Source organism: Brevibacillus reuszeri (genome assembly GCF_002897295.1).
GTDB classification, from domain to species: Bacteria; Bacillota; Bacilli; order Brevibacillales; family Brevibacillaceae; genus Brevibacillus; species Brevibacillus reuszeri_A.
Genome location: NZ_BEXF01000003.1, coordinates 255,344 through 271,226, shown reverse-complemented (window position 1 = coordinate 271,226; position 15,883 = coordinate 255,344). Strand labels below are relative to the sequence as shown.

Annotated in this window: 14 protein-coding genes; all 14 read left to right on the top strand. The window is 46.4% G+C overall.

Annotated features, from left to right (window positions below; genetic code table 11):
- Entirely contained in the window at window positions 1-465 is a 465-nt protein-coding gene (fur, locus tag C3B52_RS06825; protein ID WP_049740193.1) for a ferric iron uptake transcriptional regulator, read from the top strand.
- Window positions 466-653: 188 nt separating this feature from the next.
- Window positions 654-893 carry a YqzK family protein gene (locus C3B52_RS06820; RefSeq protein ID WP_103105323.1) on the top strand — a complete coding sequence of 80 codons (240 nt, stop codon included), beginning with the start codon at window positions 654-656 and terminating at the stop codon, window positions 891-893.
- An 89-nt stretch (window positions 894-982) separates the two neighbouring features.
- Window positions 983-1,870, top strand: coding sequence for a site-specific tyrosine recombinase XerD (gene xerD, locus C3B52_RS06815; protein WP_103105485.1), 888 nt, complete (start codon window positions 983-985; stop codon window positions 1,868-1,870).
- Window positions 1,871-2,035: 165 nt separating this feature from the next.
- The gene (gene deoB, locus C3B52_RS06810; protein ID WP_103105322.1) at window positions 2,036-3,208 is read left to right on the top strand and encodes a phosphopentomutase; all 1,173 of its coding nucleotides are present in this window, start codon (window positions 2,036-2,038) and stop codon (window positions 3,206-3,208) included.
- A gap of 57 nt (window positions 3,209-3,265) precedes the next feature.
- The gene (locus tag C3B52_RS06805) at window positions 3,266-4,075 is read left to right on the top strand and encodes a purine-nucleoside phosphorylase (RefSeq protein ID WP_103105321.1); all 810 of its coding nucleotides are present in this window, start codon (window positions 3,266-3,268) and stop codon (window positions 4,073-4,075) included.
- A 24-nt stretch (window positions 4,076-4,099) separates the two neighbouring features.
- Window positions 4,100-5,404, top strand: a complete 1,305-nt coding sequence (locus C3B52_RS06800; RefSeq protein ID WP_103105320.1) for a pyrimidine-nucleoside phosphorylase — start codon at window positions 4,100-4,102, stop codon at window positions 5,402-5,404.
- Window positions 5,405-5,735: 331 nt separating this feature from the next.
- Window positions 5,736-6,206 (top strand): Lrp/AsnC family transcriptional regulator, encoded by a 471-nt coding sequence (locus C3B52_RS06795; RefSeq protein ID WP_049740186.1) that lies wholly within the window; start codon window positions 5,736-5,738, stop codon window positions 6,204-6,206.
- A 112-nt stretch (window positions 6,207-6,318) separates the two neighbouring features.
- Window positions 6,319-7,974 (top strand): peptide ABC transporter substrate-binding protein, encoded by a 1,656-nt coding sequence (locus C3B52_RS06790; protein ID WP_103105319.1) that lies wholly within the window; start codon window positions 6,319-6,321, stop codon window positions 7,972-7,974.
- A 247-nt stretch (window positions 7,975-8,221) separates the two neighbouring features.
- Complete coding sequence (locus C3B52_RS06785) at window positions 8,222-9,154, top strand: ABC transporter permease (protein WP_103105318.1); 933 nt, start codon at window positions 8,222-8,224, stop codon at window positions 9,152-9,154.
- A 6-nt stretch (window positions 9,155-9,160) separates the two neighbouring features.
- Complete coding sequence (locus C3B52_RS06780) at window positions 9,161-10,078, top strand: ABC transporter permease (RefSeq protein WP_103105317.1); 918 nt, start codon at window positions 9,161-9,163, stop codon at window positions 10,076-10,078.
- Window positions 10,079-10,097: 19 nt separating this feature from the next.
- Window positions 10,098-11,093, top strand: coding sequence for an ABC transporter ATP-binding protein (locus C3B52_RS06775; protein WP_103105316.1), 996 nt, complete (start codon window positions 10,098-10,100; stop codon window positions 11,091-11,093).
- 15 nt (window positions 11,094-11,108) lie between these two features.
- Window positions 11,109-12,068, top strand: a complete 960-nt coding sequence (locus tag C3B52_RS06770; RefSeq protein WP_103105315.1) for an ABC transporter ATP-binding protein — start codon at window positions 11,109-11,111, stop codon at window positions 12,066-12,068.
- Window positions 12,069-12,385: 317 nt separating this feature from the next.
- Complete coding sequence (locus tag C3B52_RS06765) at window positions 12,386-14,458, top strand: methyl-accepting chemotaxis protein (RefSeq protein WP_103105314.1); 2,073 nt, start codon at window positions 12,386-12,388, stop codon at window positions 14,456-14,458.
- Between the two features lie 100 nt (window positions 14,459-14,558).
- Window positions 14,559-15,743, top strand: a complete 1,185-nt coding sequence (locus C3B52_RS06760; RefSeq protein WP_103105313.1) for a D-alanyl-D-alanine carboxypeptidase family protein — start codon at window positions 14,559-14,561, stop codon at window positions 15,741-15,743.
- Window positions 15,744-15,883: the final 140 nt, after the last annotated feature.

Here is a 15,883-nt window from a genome sequence, read left to right as displayed (position 1 = left end):
ATGTTGGAAGAAAAATTAGAGAAAATCAAGCAGCAGTTGCATTCACAGAACTACAAGCTGACACCACAGCGTGAAGCCACTGTTCGCGTTCTGTTAGAAAACGAAGAAGATCACTTGAGTGCTGAGGACGTTTACCTGTTGGTAAAGGATAAAGCTCCTGAGATAGGACTTGCGACGGTATACCGGACGCTTGAGCTTTTAAGCGAACTGAAAATCCTCCATAAGATGAACTTTGGAGATGGGGTAGCCCGATATGACCTGCGGGATGACAATGCAGCTTATCACCACCATCATTTAATCTGCCTCAATTGCGGCACTGTGGATGAAATTTTTGAAGATCTGCTTGTAACAGCAGAAGAAAAGGTCAAGAATGTTTATAACTTTTACATTACCGACCATCGGTTGACCTTCTACGGAATTTGCAGCCGTTGCATTGACAAAGTGAATGTCGAGGATTTTAAGTAAGATAACTTCTCTGGGAACGGAGAAGTTTTTTCTTTTCCTAAGATGAATTCTTCTGTAATGGTCATCGTTTTCCTGTGGCATCATAAAACGGTAATAAAACAGACATCATGCAGGATCTTCCTTTTTAGTTCCGAATGGAGAAGTGGACAAGTGCATATAATGGAGGGAAGCAAAGGGGAGGAAAAGAGATGGGAATTTCGTATCGCCGTCTGATGGATGTGCTCCGTTTCCTGCTGCTGTTCATTACGTGCACATTGCTTTCTTACGGAATCATTACGTTATTGTCCGAGAAGCTTCTGCCCACTGATCCTTATCAAGAGCCGCAAGGAAACGCGGTCAAGGTCGTAAAAATCGTGAATGCACCCGAGACGCAGGACTTGGATGGCTATTTGGCGAGATTACAGCTTTTTTATTTGACTGGTGAGTAATTCCACTTTTTTATCCGCATAAAAGGAGGAATTTCATCATTGATGTGGAATGGAATACGGGATACTTATCACCTGAAGGGGACAGCTTCATGGACAGTCTGATTGATCATTTTATCCATTTCCTTGCTGTGGAAAAAGGGCTCTCTCCTAACACGCTGGAGTCATACCAACGAGACATGGTAGCTTTTACCTCCTATTTGCAGGAGCAGGGCATCACGCAGATAGAGGCATCCACGCGAACACACATCATTGAGTACTTGCTTGTCCTTCGGGAAAAAGGACGTGCAACAGCTACACTTTCCCGGAATATGGCTTCGATCCGGGCATTTTATCAGTTTCTCGTTCGAGATAAATACATAGACAAAGACCCATCCATACATCTGGAAACACCCAAGATCGAGAAACGCTTGCCAAAAGTGTTGTCGATAGAGGAAGTGGAGAGACTGTTGGAAAGTCCGCCTGTTCATCATCCTGCCGGGCTTCGAGACAAAGCGATGCTGGAGCTTTTGTACGCGACCGGCATACGTGTTTCTGAGTTGGTCAATTTGGACACGGCAGATGTGAATCTGGATATGGGATTTGTCAAATGTATGGGGAAGGGCTCCAAGGAGCGGATTATTCCTCTGGGCTCGGTTGCCATCCAAATGGTCCAGCATTATTTGCAAGCAGGACGTCCAAAGCTAGTGAAGGGTTCAGGGGATACTGCACTGTTTTTGAATCATTTGGGCAACCAAATAACCCGCCAAGGCTTTTGGAAAATTATTAAGCGCTATGCACTAAAAGCCAATATCCGAACAGAGATAACTCCGCATACTCTGCGCCATTCATTTGCCACTCATTTGCTGGAAAATGGAGCGGATTTGCGGTCCGTTCAGGAAATGCTAGGTCATGCAGACATTTCCACGACCCAAATTTACACGCATGTGACGCGGACACGGATCAAGGACATCTATGCGAAGACACATCCGCGAGCTTAGAAACGAACGCATCAAGGTCTACTGTGGCCTTCTGAGAATAAAAAGAGTACGATAGTGGTACAACATACTCCGCCCTGATGCGAGGCGGGGTAACCTTGTTTACATCAGGTCAGACGTCTGACGACTTGAGGTAATTCCATTATTTTTGAACTGGAGGCGTTATCATTGCGTTTTTCTCGAGTATTTCTGATTGTCATGGATAGCGTGGGGATCGGTGAACAACCAGATGCTCCTAAATTTCGTGACGAGGGAGCTAACACGCTAGGTCATATCGCTGAACGCGTAGAACATTTTCACCTGCCAAATTTGGCGAAGCTAGGTCTTGGTAATATCGCACCGCTTCGCAATGTGCCAGCAGCTTCACAACCAGCCGCTCACTACGGAAAAATGCAAGAAATCTCCATGGGAAAAGACACAACTACCGGACATTGGGAGATTATGGGCCTTCATGTATCTACGCCTTTTAATACGTACCCGGATGGTTTTCCAGCTGCGCTGATTAGTGAATTCGAAGAACGTATCGGTCGCAAAGTGCTTGGAAACAAGGTAGCTTCTGGTACAGACATTCTCGACGAGCTGGGCGCTGAGCATATGGAAACCGGTGCGATCATCGTCTATACGTCTGCTGACAGTGTATTTCAGGTAGCAGCTCACGAAGAGGTAGTACCGCTAGATGAGCTGTACCGCATTTGCGAAATTGCCCGTGAGCTGACTTTGCGGGATGAATTTGCTGTAACTCGTGTCATCGCACGTCCATTTGTGGGAGAGCCAGGTCAGTTTGTGCGCACTTCCAATCGCCATGATTACTCAGTCAAGCCTTTTGCACCGACAGTCATGAACGAACTGCAAAACGCAGGATTGACGTCCATTGCCATCGGGAAAATCAGCGATATTTACGCAGAAGAAGGCATTACCAAATCGATTCGTACGAAAGATAACATGGACGGAGTAGATCAGCTGCTCGGTACGATGAAAGAGTCCTTTACGGGGCTTAGCTTCGTAAACCTCGTTGATTTCGATGCCAAGTATGGTCATCGCCGTGATCCACAGGGCTACGGACAAGCGCTGATGGAATTTGATGCACGAATTCCTGAGCTACTAGCCGGCTTAACAGAAAATGATCTACTTGTAATTACCGCTGATCACGGAAACGACCCTGTTCATCACGGCAGCGATCATACGAGAGAGTATGTTCCTTTGCTTGCCTACCATAAAGGGATTGCAGCAGGAGACGATTTGGGTATTCGCGAGACGTTTGCCGATTTGGGTGCAACGATTGCGGATATTTTTGGAGTACCAGCACCTGCGATTGGGAAAAGTTTCCTCAATCGTGTATAAAGGTTAAATGTTTATAAACATTTATATAGAAGAAACAGAAATGAGGAGTGTTTAATCATGGCAAATTTTCATGAGGCAGTAGCGTATATTCAACCAAAATTGACAGAAAAACCAACAATTGGCTTAGTCCTTGGATCTGGTCTAGGTGTATTGGCAGATGAAATCGAAAATCCAGTCATCATACCTTACCATGAAATCCCTGGGTTTACTGTGTCCACTGTAGTAGGGCACAAGGGACAACTGGTCATCGGTAAGCTGCAAGGCAAGCAAGTCGTTGCGATGCAAGGTCGTTTTCACTTTTATGAAGGCCACGGTCTTGATGCGGTTGTATTCCCGATTCGCGTAATGAAGCTCTTGGGAGTAGAAACCATGATCGTAACGAATGCAGCTGGTGGAATCAACGAAAGCTACAACCCGGGTGACTTGATGCTGATTTCTGATCATCTCAACCTCACATTCCGTAACCCATTGATTGGGGCAAACGATGACGAGATGGGTGCGCGTTTCCCTGACATGTCCGAAGCATACTCCAAACAGCTGCGTCAGGTGGCAAAAGCTGTAGCAGCGGAGCAAGGAATCGAGCTCCGTGAGGGCGTATATGCTGGTTTGCTTGGTCCAAGCTACGAAACACCTGCAGAAATCCGTATGCTGCGCACACTGGGCGGAGACGCTGTTGGAATGTCTACTGTACCTGAGGTGATCGTGGCGCGTCACATGAGGGTAAATGTGCTCGGCATTTCTTGCATCAGCAACATGGCAGCTGGAATTCTGGAACAACCGTTGTCGCATGATGAAGTAATGGAGACAACCGAAAAAGTAAAAACACAGTTCCTGGCGCTGGTAAATGGCATCGTAGCCAAACTATAAAGGACAGAGCGGAGGGATTATGGCATGCGCATGGTCGATATCATTGCCAAAAAAAGGGATGGCGGCGAGCTGTCTTCTGAAGAAATCCAATTTCTAGTAGATGGCTACACAGATGGCAGTATCCCGGATTATCAAATGTCCGCATGGGCGATGGCAGTTTTTTTTCGCGGAATGACTGCGCGAGAAACAGGCGACTTAACCATGGCGATGGCAGGGTCAGGCGAGCAGCTTGACCTGTCTTCTCTGCATGGCGTAAAGGTAGATAAGCACAGCACAGGTGGAGTAGGAGACAAAACGACACTTGTCGTTGCCCCTCTAGTCGCTGCTGCTGGTATTCCTGTGGCCAAAATGTCTGGGCGTGGCCTGGGATACTCTGGCGGAACGATCGACAAGCTCGAATCGTTTGCAGGCTTTGAAGTAGAGCGTACACGCGAGCAATTTTTGCAACAGGTACGTGATATTGGTGTGTCTGTTATCGGGCAATCAGGCAATCTGACACCAGCAGATAAAAAGCTGTACGCACTTCGTGATGTAACTGCCACCGTCGAGGCGGTACCACTCATCGCGAGCTCCATTATGTCCAAAAAGATCGCAGCAGGTGCAGATGCGATCTTGCTTGATGTGAAAGTCGGCAAGGGCGCTTTTATGAAGAGCATTGAAGAGGCAGAGACATTGGCTCGGGCGATGGTAGCAATCGGTAGTCAGGTTGGAAGAAAAACAGTGGCAGTCATCAGCGACATGAATCAGCCGCTGGGCTTTGCTGTGGGCAACGCTCTGGAAGTGAAGGAAGCTGTGGATACCCTCGCAGGACGTGGACCAAGTGATTTGACAGAGCTGGCTCTGTCGATCGGATCACGTATGCTCGTTCTCGGTGGCCTCGTTCAGAGTGTGGAGGAAGGTCGAAGCAAGCTTCAGGAGATCATGTCTACTGGGAAGGCCGTAGAAAAGCTGGCACAGATGGTAGAGGCGCAGGGTGGCAACAAACAGGATGTCTATGACTTGGCACGCTTACCCCAAGCATCAATCATTCACACGATTACAGCAGAACAGGATGGCTTTATTGGGGAAATCGATGCGGAAGCGGTTGGTCATGCGTCGGTTGTACTCGGTGCGGGCAGATTGACCAAGGAGATGCCTATCGATCTGGCAGTTGGTCTGGTTCTGCACAAAAAACGTGGTGACCAGGTCCGCCAAGGCGATGTTCTGCTCACGATCCATGCAAATGCTCAGCAATTGTTACAAAACGCACTGAACGAGTTGCAGGATGCCATCATGATTTCGACAAATTCTCCAGAAGAGCAACCACTCATTTACAAAATTATTGATTAATAGAACGTGGCTCTTTGTTGATCAGTAAAGAAAAAAGGGGTGTTGCATAGCAAATATGCATACCCCTTCCATGTTTAAAAATACAGTTTTCCGAGAAAAAATAGTTGATTAAATCAGCATTTTCATATTCAATAATAGTTATTAACTGCGTGGTTGATAATATCAAAAATATTTTATTGTTCGGATCGACTTTATAAAGTTTTATTATTCTACTTGTCAAATTTCGTTGACACCGCTATCATTTCGGATTACTTTTAATGTACAGACAATATCTATAAGATTTTTTCGAATTTCGTAAAAAAAGGATGGAGGTTCCCCAAAAATCGTATTTATGAAAAAGCTAGACCATGTTGACAAGCAGATTCTGCAAATCCTCCAGGAAGACGGTCGAATCCCGTATACAGAAATCGCACATCAACTTGGCGTGAGCGAGGGAACCATTCGATCTCGCATCACCCGTCTGTTACAAGATGGAGTCTTTCAATTCGTGATTCACCCAGACCCGGAGAAACTAGGCTTACATGTACAGGCAATCATCGGGTTAACCACAAAGCTGGGATTGCAGAAAAGTGTCGCAGAAGAGTTGAGCAAATTTTCTGCAGTGCGATTTGTGGGCGCTTTCAGCGGCAAGCACGACTTGATTATACAAGCGTGTTTCCATAGCAATGATGAGCTGATCACTTTCGTCAACGAACGACTCTCTCAAATTGAAGGGATTGCAGCAGCGGATGTTTCTCTGGAACTGAAGCAGTACAAAGATTCCTTCTCTTTCGTTCAGGATGACGAGGTGACCCTGCAGTGAAAGGGGTTGATGCCTTCCAGCCGAAGTCAAGAAGCTTCGCGTTAAGTTCGTTTTTTTCGTCCTTTATTTTCTGAAAAAAGACAAAAAAGAAAACGTACTGGGGGTTATTGCGTTGAAAAAGAACATATTTGCATTGGTAAGCTCTATTGCTGTACTAGGAACGGCTCTGGCTGGTTGCGGCGGAGGCCAACAAGCAACAACACCGCCTGCTGAACAACCTGCTAATTCTCAACCAGCCGCACCATCGACACCAGCGGCTGAGGCGAAGCCACAAGTGCTGAAATTGAATCTGCACTCTGAGCCGCCTACAGCTGACCCAGGAATCTCTGAGGATACGACTTCAGCAGCAATCATCCGCGCTACCTTTGACGGTCTCACCCGCATTGGAGCAGACGGAAAAGCTCATGAGTCCGCTGCTGAAAGCTATACCATTTCTGAAGACATGCTGACTTACACCTTCAAAATCAGAGATGCAAAATGGAGCAACGGTGATCCTGTTACAGCCAAAGACTTCGAATATGCATGGAAACGCGCGTTGGATCCAGTAACAGCTTCCAACTACGCATACCAGCTCTACTATGTGAAAAACGGGGAAAAAGCGAACAAAAAAGAAGTATCACTTGACGATGTTGGTGTGAAGGCACTCGACGACAAGACACTGGAAGTCAAGTTAGAGAATCCAACTCCGTTCTTCCTGGAGCTGACGGCATTCCCTACGTACTTCCCAGTTAACAAAAAAGTGATTGATGCCAATGCGAAGTGGGCAGGCGAAGCAAAAACCCACGTTGGTAACGGTCCATTCAAAATGGAAACTTGGGAGCACAAGAGCAAGCTCGTGCTCGTGAAAAACGACAACTACTGGGATAAAGATACTGTTAAGCTAGATCGCATCGAATTCTCCATGGTGGAGGACGAAAACACCGAATTGTCCATGTTTGAAAACGGCGAATTGGATTGGGCTGGAGCTCCAATGAGCTCACTGCCAACAGACGCTATTCCAGCGCTGAAGGATCAAGGCAAAATCACAACTCAGCCAATTGCAGGTACTTACTGGTACAAGTTCAACACAGAAAAGGCGCCGTTCAATAACGTGAAGATTCGCAAAGCGTTCGCTTATTCAATTGATCGTAAATCCCTGATTGATAATATTCTGCAAACGGGACAAATCCCTGCAACTGGTGCAGTACCACCATCCATGGTACTGAATCCAAATGGCTACTTCAAAGATAACGATGTAGAAGAAGCGAAAAAGCTCCTGGAAGAAGGCTTGAAAGAAGCTGGCTTGACTAAGCTCCCTGCCATCACTTTGTCTTACAACACGTCTGAGGGTCACAAGAAAATTGCTGAGGCCATCCAAGACCAATGGAAGAAACATCTTGGTGTAGACGTAAAACTGGAAAACAAAGAATGGAAAGTATACTTAGAAGATATGCACAACGGTAACTTCCAGGTGGGACGCATGGGCTGGCTAGGCGATTTCAACGACCCAATCAACTTCCTGGAGCTGTATAAAGAAAAAATGGGTGGAAACAACGATACTCGTTGGGAAAATCCAAAATACAAAGAGCTTTTGAATCAATCTGCGCTTGAATCCGATCCGGAGAAGCGCAAGAAAATTCTGGCAGATGCAGAGCAAATTCTCATGGACGACATGCCAATCATGCCAATCTACTTCTACACGAATTCTTGGGTACAAAAACCAGAGGTTAAAGGTGTAGTAATTGGCGGTTTGGGTGACGTTGACTGGAAATGGGCTGCCGTTGAGTAAGACTTCCTAAAAGGAATCGGGTCATGCAGCAGGGGGTATATGGCAAGCCCATATACCTTCTGCTTTGCAAACCCTTCCCATATATACCAGATGGCATTTAAGCCATCAAAGAGAAAATAGAGAGATATAGTATCGCAAGAGATCATTAGGGTTATTTACACAGCCGATGTGTGCACTGTGTCGGTAACGTCCGCAGTGTAAACATGGGACGTGAAAGCATTCAAAATCTGTCAAGGGGGTAAGTTAGTTGATCCGTTATCTTGGTAAGCGCATCATCTTCATGCTCATCTCGCTTTTCTTGATCGTAACGGCCACCTTCTTCATTATGAAAGCAGTACCTGGTGGCCCATTTACTTCGGAGAAAAATGTTCCAGATGAGATTAAAGCGGCATTAGAGGCTAAGTACAAGCTTAACCTGCCAATGCACGAGCAATATTTCAACTATTTGAAGGGTGTCGCTACTTGGGACTTGGGTCCATCCTTTACGGAAAAATCCTCGACGGTCAATGAAATGATCAACCGTGGTTTTCCAGTCTCAGCTCACTTGGGAGCACAAGCATTATTGCTGGCCATTTTCGGTGGTATTATTCTTGGCGTGATTGCCGCATTAAAGCATAACAAATGGCAAGACTTTTCAGCAATGATCCTGGCAGTTTTGGGTCTATCCGTTCCGAGCTTTATCTTGGCATCCTTTTATCAGTACGTATTTGCAATCAACTGGGGACTGCTGCCAATTGCGAAGTGGGAAGGGTTCTCATATACCATTCTCCCATCCTTGGCGCTCGCAGCTTCTCCGATGGCATTTATCGCACGCTTGACTCGTTCCAACATGATCGAGGTACTTGGTCAAGATTATATTAAAACAGCGAAAGCAAAAGGCTTGCATAGCTTTGCGATTACATTCAGGCATGCGATTCGCAATGCACTGCTGCCCGTTATTACTTACTTGGGTCCATTGATCGCAGGTATTCTCACTGGTGCGTTTGTTATTGAGCGTATCTTCGGTGTACCTGGTCTGGGACGTGAATTCGTTCTTTCCATTACAAACCGTGACTACACTGTTATCATGGGAACGACCGTATTCTACTCCATCATCTTGGTAGTGATGATTCTGATCGTAGACATCGCGTATACCTTGGTAGACCCGCGTATCAAGCTGTCGGACACAGGAAAGGAGTAATGAGACATGCAGCAATTGACTAAAGAGCATTTCGAGCCGATTTCGGTTGACCTCCGTCAAGCAGAAGCAATTAAGCGTCCTAGTCTCTCTTTCTGGTCAGACGTATGGCGTCGATTGAAAATGAATAAAGTAGCAATGGCTTCTATGATTTTTATCGTAGCGTTGCTTGTTTGTGCGATTGTAATACCACTTGTTACACATAACGATTACTTTACAACAGATCTGGCTGGCAAGAACAAAAAGCCATCTGCTGAACACTGGTTTGGTACAGACGATTTGGGACGCGATGTGTTCGTGCGTATTTGGTACGGGGCACGCATTTCCCTTGAGGTAGGTTTGGCTGCAGCATTTATCGACCTCATTATCGGTGTGATTTGGGGCGGTATCGCAGGTTTCTATGGTGGTAAAGTCGATGAAGTAATGATGCGTATCGCTGATATCTTGTTTGCAATTCCTTACCTGCTTGTTGTTATTTTGCTCATGGTTGTGTTAGAACCGGGGGTCGGGACGATTATTATCGCCTTAACGATAACCGGGTGGATTGGGATGGCCCGGATCGTACGGGGTCAGATGCTACAGCTGAAGAATCAGGAATTCGTCTTAGCAGCACGCTCGCTTGGTGCAGACAGTAACCGTCTGATCTTCAAACACTTGATTCCAAATGCTTTGGGACCAATTATCGTAACGCTCAGTTTGACTGTTCCGTCTGCTATCTTTGCAGAATCCTTCCTTTCCTTTATTGGTTTGGGGGTAGCTGCTCCGATTGCGTCGTGGGGAACGATGTCCAATGAAGGTTTGCCTGCCATGAAGTATTACCCGTGGCGCTTGATGTTCCCGGCAGTCTTTATTTCCGTAACCATTTTGGCATTCAACTTGTTTGGTGACGGTCTGCGAGATGCAGTAGACCCACGCCTGCGTAAATAAATTAGGAGGGATCATCGTTATGGAACGCATTCTAGACGTAAAAGACCTGCATGTATCCTTCCATACGTATGCAGGGGAAGTAAAGGCAGTACGTGGCGTTAATTTTCACGTGAACCGTGGAGAAGCAGTAGCGATCGTAGGGGAGTCCGGCTGCGGTAAATCCGTAACCGCTCAAACCTTGATGAAACTGATTCCAATGCCACCAGGAGATATTAAAAAGGGTGAGATTCTCTTCAATGGAGATGACCTCGTCCATAAGACAAATAAACAAATGGAAGCGATTCGCGGTAAAGAAATCGGGATGATCTTCCAGGATCCAATGACTTCTCTGAATCCAACCATGACGATTGGGAACCAAATTACAGAGGGATTAATCAAGCACCAAAACATGTCTCGTTCTGCTGCACGCGATCGTGCAATTGAACTGCTTGCGATGGTTGGTATCCCTCAGCCGGAAAAACGTGTGGAGCAATATCCACACGAGTTCTCCGGAGGTATGCGTCAGCGTGCGATGATCGCCATCGCGCTGTCCTGTTCGCCCAAGCTGTTGATTGCAGATGAGCCAACAACAGCTTTGGATGTAACCATTCAGGCTCAAATTTTGGATTTGATGAAAGACCTGCAAAAGAAAACAGGTACTTCGATTATCCTGATTACGCATGACTTGGGTGTAGTTGCTGAGATGTGCGACCGTGTTATCGTTATGTACGCTGGTAAAGTGATTGAAACCGGAACAGTAGACGACATTTTCTACAATCCTCAGCATCCTTATACCAAAGGATTGTTGCGCTCTGTACCACGTCTCGACCTGAACCGTGATGAGCCACTGACTCCTATTTTCGGTACGCCACCGGATCTTCTGCGTCCACCAGTTGGCTGTGGATTTACGGCGCGCTGTGAATCAGCGATGCGTGTATGTCAGGAGATTGATCCTGAGCTGAACGAAGTCAGCACGTCCCAACGAGCAGCTTGCTGGTTGCAGCATCCGCTTGCTCAGAACCGTGCAGGATCGTAGGAGGAGGAGTACACAATGGATAACCGTGATACATTGATTGAAGTCCGCAACCTTAAAAAGTTCTTTTCCATTGGCGACAATACTCTGAAAGCTGTGAATGATATCTCGTTTGAAATTAAACGAGGAGAAACATTGGGAGTTGTAGGAGAGTCTGGCTGTGGGAAATCCACTGCCGGCCGCACGCTTCTTCGTTTGTACGACGCTACTGGCGGGGACGTCTTGTTCGAAGGAAAGAGCATCATGAATTTGAACAACCAAGAAATGAAAGCAATGCGCCGCAACATGCAAATGATTTTCCAAGACCCTTACGCATCCCTGAACCCGCGTATGACAGTCGGCGATATCATTGGCGAGGCCTTGGACATCCACGGCTTGGCGACTGGTCAAAAGCGCAAGGAGCGTATCCAGGAGCTGCTTTCCTTGGTAAGCTTGAATCCTGAGCATATGAACCGTTTCCCACATGAATTCTCTGGCGGCCAGCGCCAACGGATCGGGATCGCTCGTGCTTTGGCAGTAGAGCCTAAATTCATTGTTTGTGACGAGCCAATCTCTGCTTTGGACGTATCTGTTCAGGCACAGGTTGTTAACCTTCTTGAGCAATTGCAAGAAAAAATGGGCCTGACCTACATGTTCATTGCCCATGACTTGTCCATGGTAAAATATATTTCTGACCGTGTTGCAGTTATGTATCTGGGCAAAATGGTAGAGCTGGCTGAAAGCGACGCCCTGTACGAGAAGCCTTTGCATCCGTACACGCAAGCCCTGCTGTCAGCGATTCCGATTCCAGATCCAGAGGTTGAACGCAATCGTGAGCGTATTGTTCTTCAAGGCGATGTACCTAGTCCTATGAATCCGCCAAGCGGTTGCCATTTCCGTACACGCTGCCCGAAAGCAATGCCAGAATGCGCAGCTTCGGTGCCTGTGTGGAAAGAAGTAGAGCCTGGTCACTTTGCAGCATGCCATTTGTATAACTAATCATCAGACAAGCGGGTTCCCAGGCTATGCGTGGCCAGGAACTCGCTTTTTTTACACTAAAAACACGATAGCGGTTTCATGACACTCAACATGATTTTTTTGTAAAAAAAGGTTTGCAGATAGTGGAAAAAGGGTAGAGAATGAAAGATAGCTGTTTCCTATTGTTTTTGTACGAACCCAAATAGTATAAAAATTTTCAGGATACTGGCATACATACAACTGTGGCTTTGGTTTGCATGGCGGGCAGGGCAAAGTTGGGTCTACTACTATACTTGCATTGTAAAATTATAGTGGAAAACAATAAGGAGGCAGGCAACATGAGTAAATTTTTGTCGCCGAGATGGAAAGTGAAAGGGATGGCATCATCATTTTTTTCACAAATGAAATCATTGAATCAATTTTCGTCTAAACAGATGAAAGGTTCACTCGCAACAAAAATGATCGTCTTTGGTCTGATTCTCGTACTTATCATTATTGGTTCTTTGCAATACATATCTATTTCTTTTTCAAAGTCCACGCTCTTTAGCATTACATCCAAACAAGCGAAAATGTTGGCTGAACAACACGCAGAAAACATGGAGGATTGGTTGGAAGATATCGTATCCTCTTCTGAGTCTGCTGCTTCCAAGCGGGTCATGATGACGGAATTAGAGCCATTAATTATGGAGCAATTCAGCTTGATGCGTCAGGCCCATCGGGAAATTTCGAAAATCTACCTGATTGATTCCAATACCGGGAAATCCTTGTACTCGCTTACCGGGAAAAATGAAATCGATTTCAAGCAAAAGCAATATTTCCAACAGGCGATCAGCTCAGGGGGAACTGTCGTTTCCGATGAAGAAATCGTTAAGGGGATTAACAAAAGTTTTCTTTATATTGCGACACCCGTAGGAGAAAAGAATAAAGACACAAGTCGTATTTTCGTAGTAGGCTTTACGATTGATCAGATGATTCAAAAGATACCTGAGATTCCATTTATGCAAAATGGCTACGCGTTTATCGTTCGTCCGGACGGGTTGGTTGTCGCCCATAAAAACCCGGAGAATAATAACAACATGTCCCTTGCTGAGCAGCCAGAGTATGCAGAGATGTTAGAATTGATGCAAAAAGAATCGAGTGAAAGCTTGATCTACGAAGACCAAGGAATCGACGCCTTTGCTGCATTCGCGCCGATCTCCATGCTGAAGTGGGACGTAGTGCTCACATCAGGAGTTGACGAAGTATACGGTGAAGTCAATGAAATGTGGATCTACTTCGTTCTGTTCAGCTTGCCGATTATCGCTATTTCAGTCTGGTTGATTTGGTGGTTTGCGAAACGGATTCGCCTATCCTTGTTTGCGATTGCTAGGGATATGGACCGAATCGGCGCTGGGCACTTTGACGTAAATGTAAAAGTAAATGGCAATGATGAGCTGGCGATGGTAGGACGTAAGATGAACGAGATGGCTGCAGAATTGCGCAAGCTTATTGCTTTGGTCCAGGGCCAAGCTACCCAGCTTAATGTAGCGACAGATGAGCTGACACAGATCGCCCAGGACAACAGAGGCGCAATCAGCTTAATTACAGATAATATTTCGACGATCGCCCAGCGTGTTTCCACCCAAACAAACGAGGTACAAGCAACAGCCAACACCGTTTCCGAGATTTCCCAAGGCGTAGAGCAAGTCGCAATCGCTGCTGAATCTACCTCGGTCGCAACCACACGTACATTCGAGCGTGCCCAGGGCGGCTTGCAGCTGGTTGAAGATGTTATCGGCACGGTACGACGAGCTACAAACGAAGTGGAACGTACAGCTCAGCAAATGCATAGTCTTAGGGAGCGTGCCCGTCAAATTACGAGCATCGTAGAAATGATCTCAAGCATCGCTTCGCAAACAAACCTGTTGGCGCTGAATGCAGCGATTGAAGCAGCTCGCGCAGGCGATGCTGGTCGTGGCTTCTCTGTCGTTGCAAGCGAAGTTCGCAAGCTGGCGGAGGAGAGCAGCTCCTTCTCAGAGCGTATTGCGTCTATCGCCCATTCCATTAACGATGAAGCTATGGATATGAGCAAGAACATGGACGAAATCGTGACCATGGTGGGTGGCGGCCTGCAATCCGTAGAATCTGTTGGGTCTGCTTTCCAAAATATCGTGGCAGAGATTCAAGCAGCAGCAGAGCAAAGCGAATCCATGACTGCTACCTCTGAAGAAATGGCAGCTGGCAACCAGGTCGTTACCGATTCGATGCGTAGGCTTGCATATATGTCAGACGAAATCAGTGACTCCATCACTGGTGTTGTTGAAACCGTCGATGAGCAGCTGAACTCCATTGCTCGCATTAATGAAAACGTAGAACAACTGAAAAAGATGGCTGACGATCTCACGCAAAATGTTAGTCGTTTTGTCATCTAATATAGAGTCCCTTCTGACGAGTGCAGAAGGGATTTTTGTTGTGAATATTTTCCTCCGTGGTTGGTGAGAATAAAATCATGAATGGAGGGAAGAGACTGCTATGAAACGGAATGGATACATCGCTCTATGCTGCATCATGCTTTTCACCATCTTTTCTCCACTAGCTGTCGCAGCAGAAAAGGCTGGACCGCAAACTGGCGAAATGAATTTTGCCCCCAATGCGAAAGCGGCCATGATGATAGAGGCTGACACGGGTACGGTATTGTACGAAAAGAACGCGAACGAAAAAATGCCGCCCGCAAGCATTACCAAGGTAATGACGATGCTCTTGATTATGGAAGCAGTAGAACGTGGAGAGCTAAAGCTCACGGATAAGGTTCGGACGAGTGAACGAGCAGCATCGATGGGAGGCTCACAAATTTTCTTGCAGCCTGGTGAAGAAATGGCTGTAGAGGATATGATCAAAGGGATCGCCATTGCCTCAGGAAATGATGCCTCTGTGGCGATGGCAGAGCATCTAAGTGGAACAGAAGAAAGCTTTGTCGCCAAAATGAATGAACGAGCGCAGCAACTCGGGATGAAAAATACCCATTTTGTCAATTCGAATGGCCTGCCAGCTCCTAATCATTATTCGTCAGCAGCTGATATTGCTATTATGTCCAGAGAGCTATTGAAGCACGAAGGAATTACGAAATTTACCGGAACCTATCAGGACTATTTGCGCAAGGACTCGGCAAACCCGTTCTGGTTGGTCAATACAAATCGACTCGTGAGGTTTTATGAAGGCGTGGACGGTCTCAAGACAGGCTACACAGGGGAAGCCAAATACTGCTTAACAGCAACCGCCAAACGCAATAACATGCGGATTATCGCAGTCGTCATGGGTGTGCCCGATGTGAAGACACGAAACAATGAGGTTTCAACGATGTTCAACTACGCGTTTACCCATTATCAAGTGATGCCGATGTACAAAAAAGGGGAAACGGTAGAGCAGCTCACCGTAGATAAAGGCAAGCAGCCACAAATAAATGTGGTCACCCCGCACGCGGTCAGTCTTCTGATGAAAAGAGGAGAGTCAGCGGATTCATTCAACAAGGAAGTAGTAATCAAACAGGTAGTCAATGCCCCTGTAAACAGGGATCAGGTAGTAGGACACATCTTCATCCGCACCAAGGATGGAAAAGAAGTAAACAGAATCGATCTTTATCCCGAACAAACGATTGAAAAAGCAGGCATGTGGGAGATTCTCAAGCGAACCACCAAGAATGTTTTAATCAGCTACTAGCGGACATCATGAGCGCGAAAAGAATCGAGTTGCCTCGAATAAGCAGATGTGGCTACTCGATTTTTTTGTTCTTTTGTCGACTGGCAGGAATTGGTTAAACGAAAGAAGAAAGAGACAGCTAATACGGGAGAAGGAGTGAG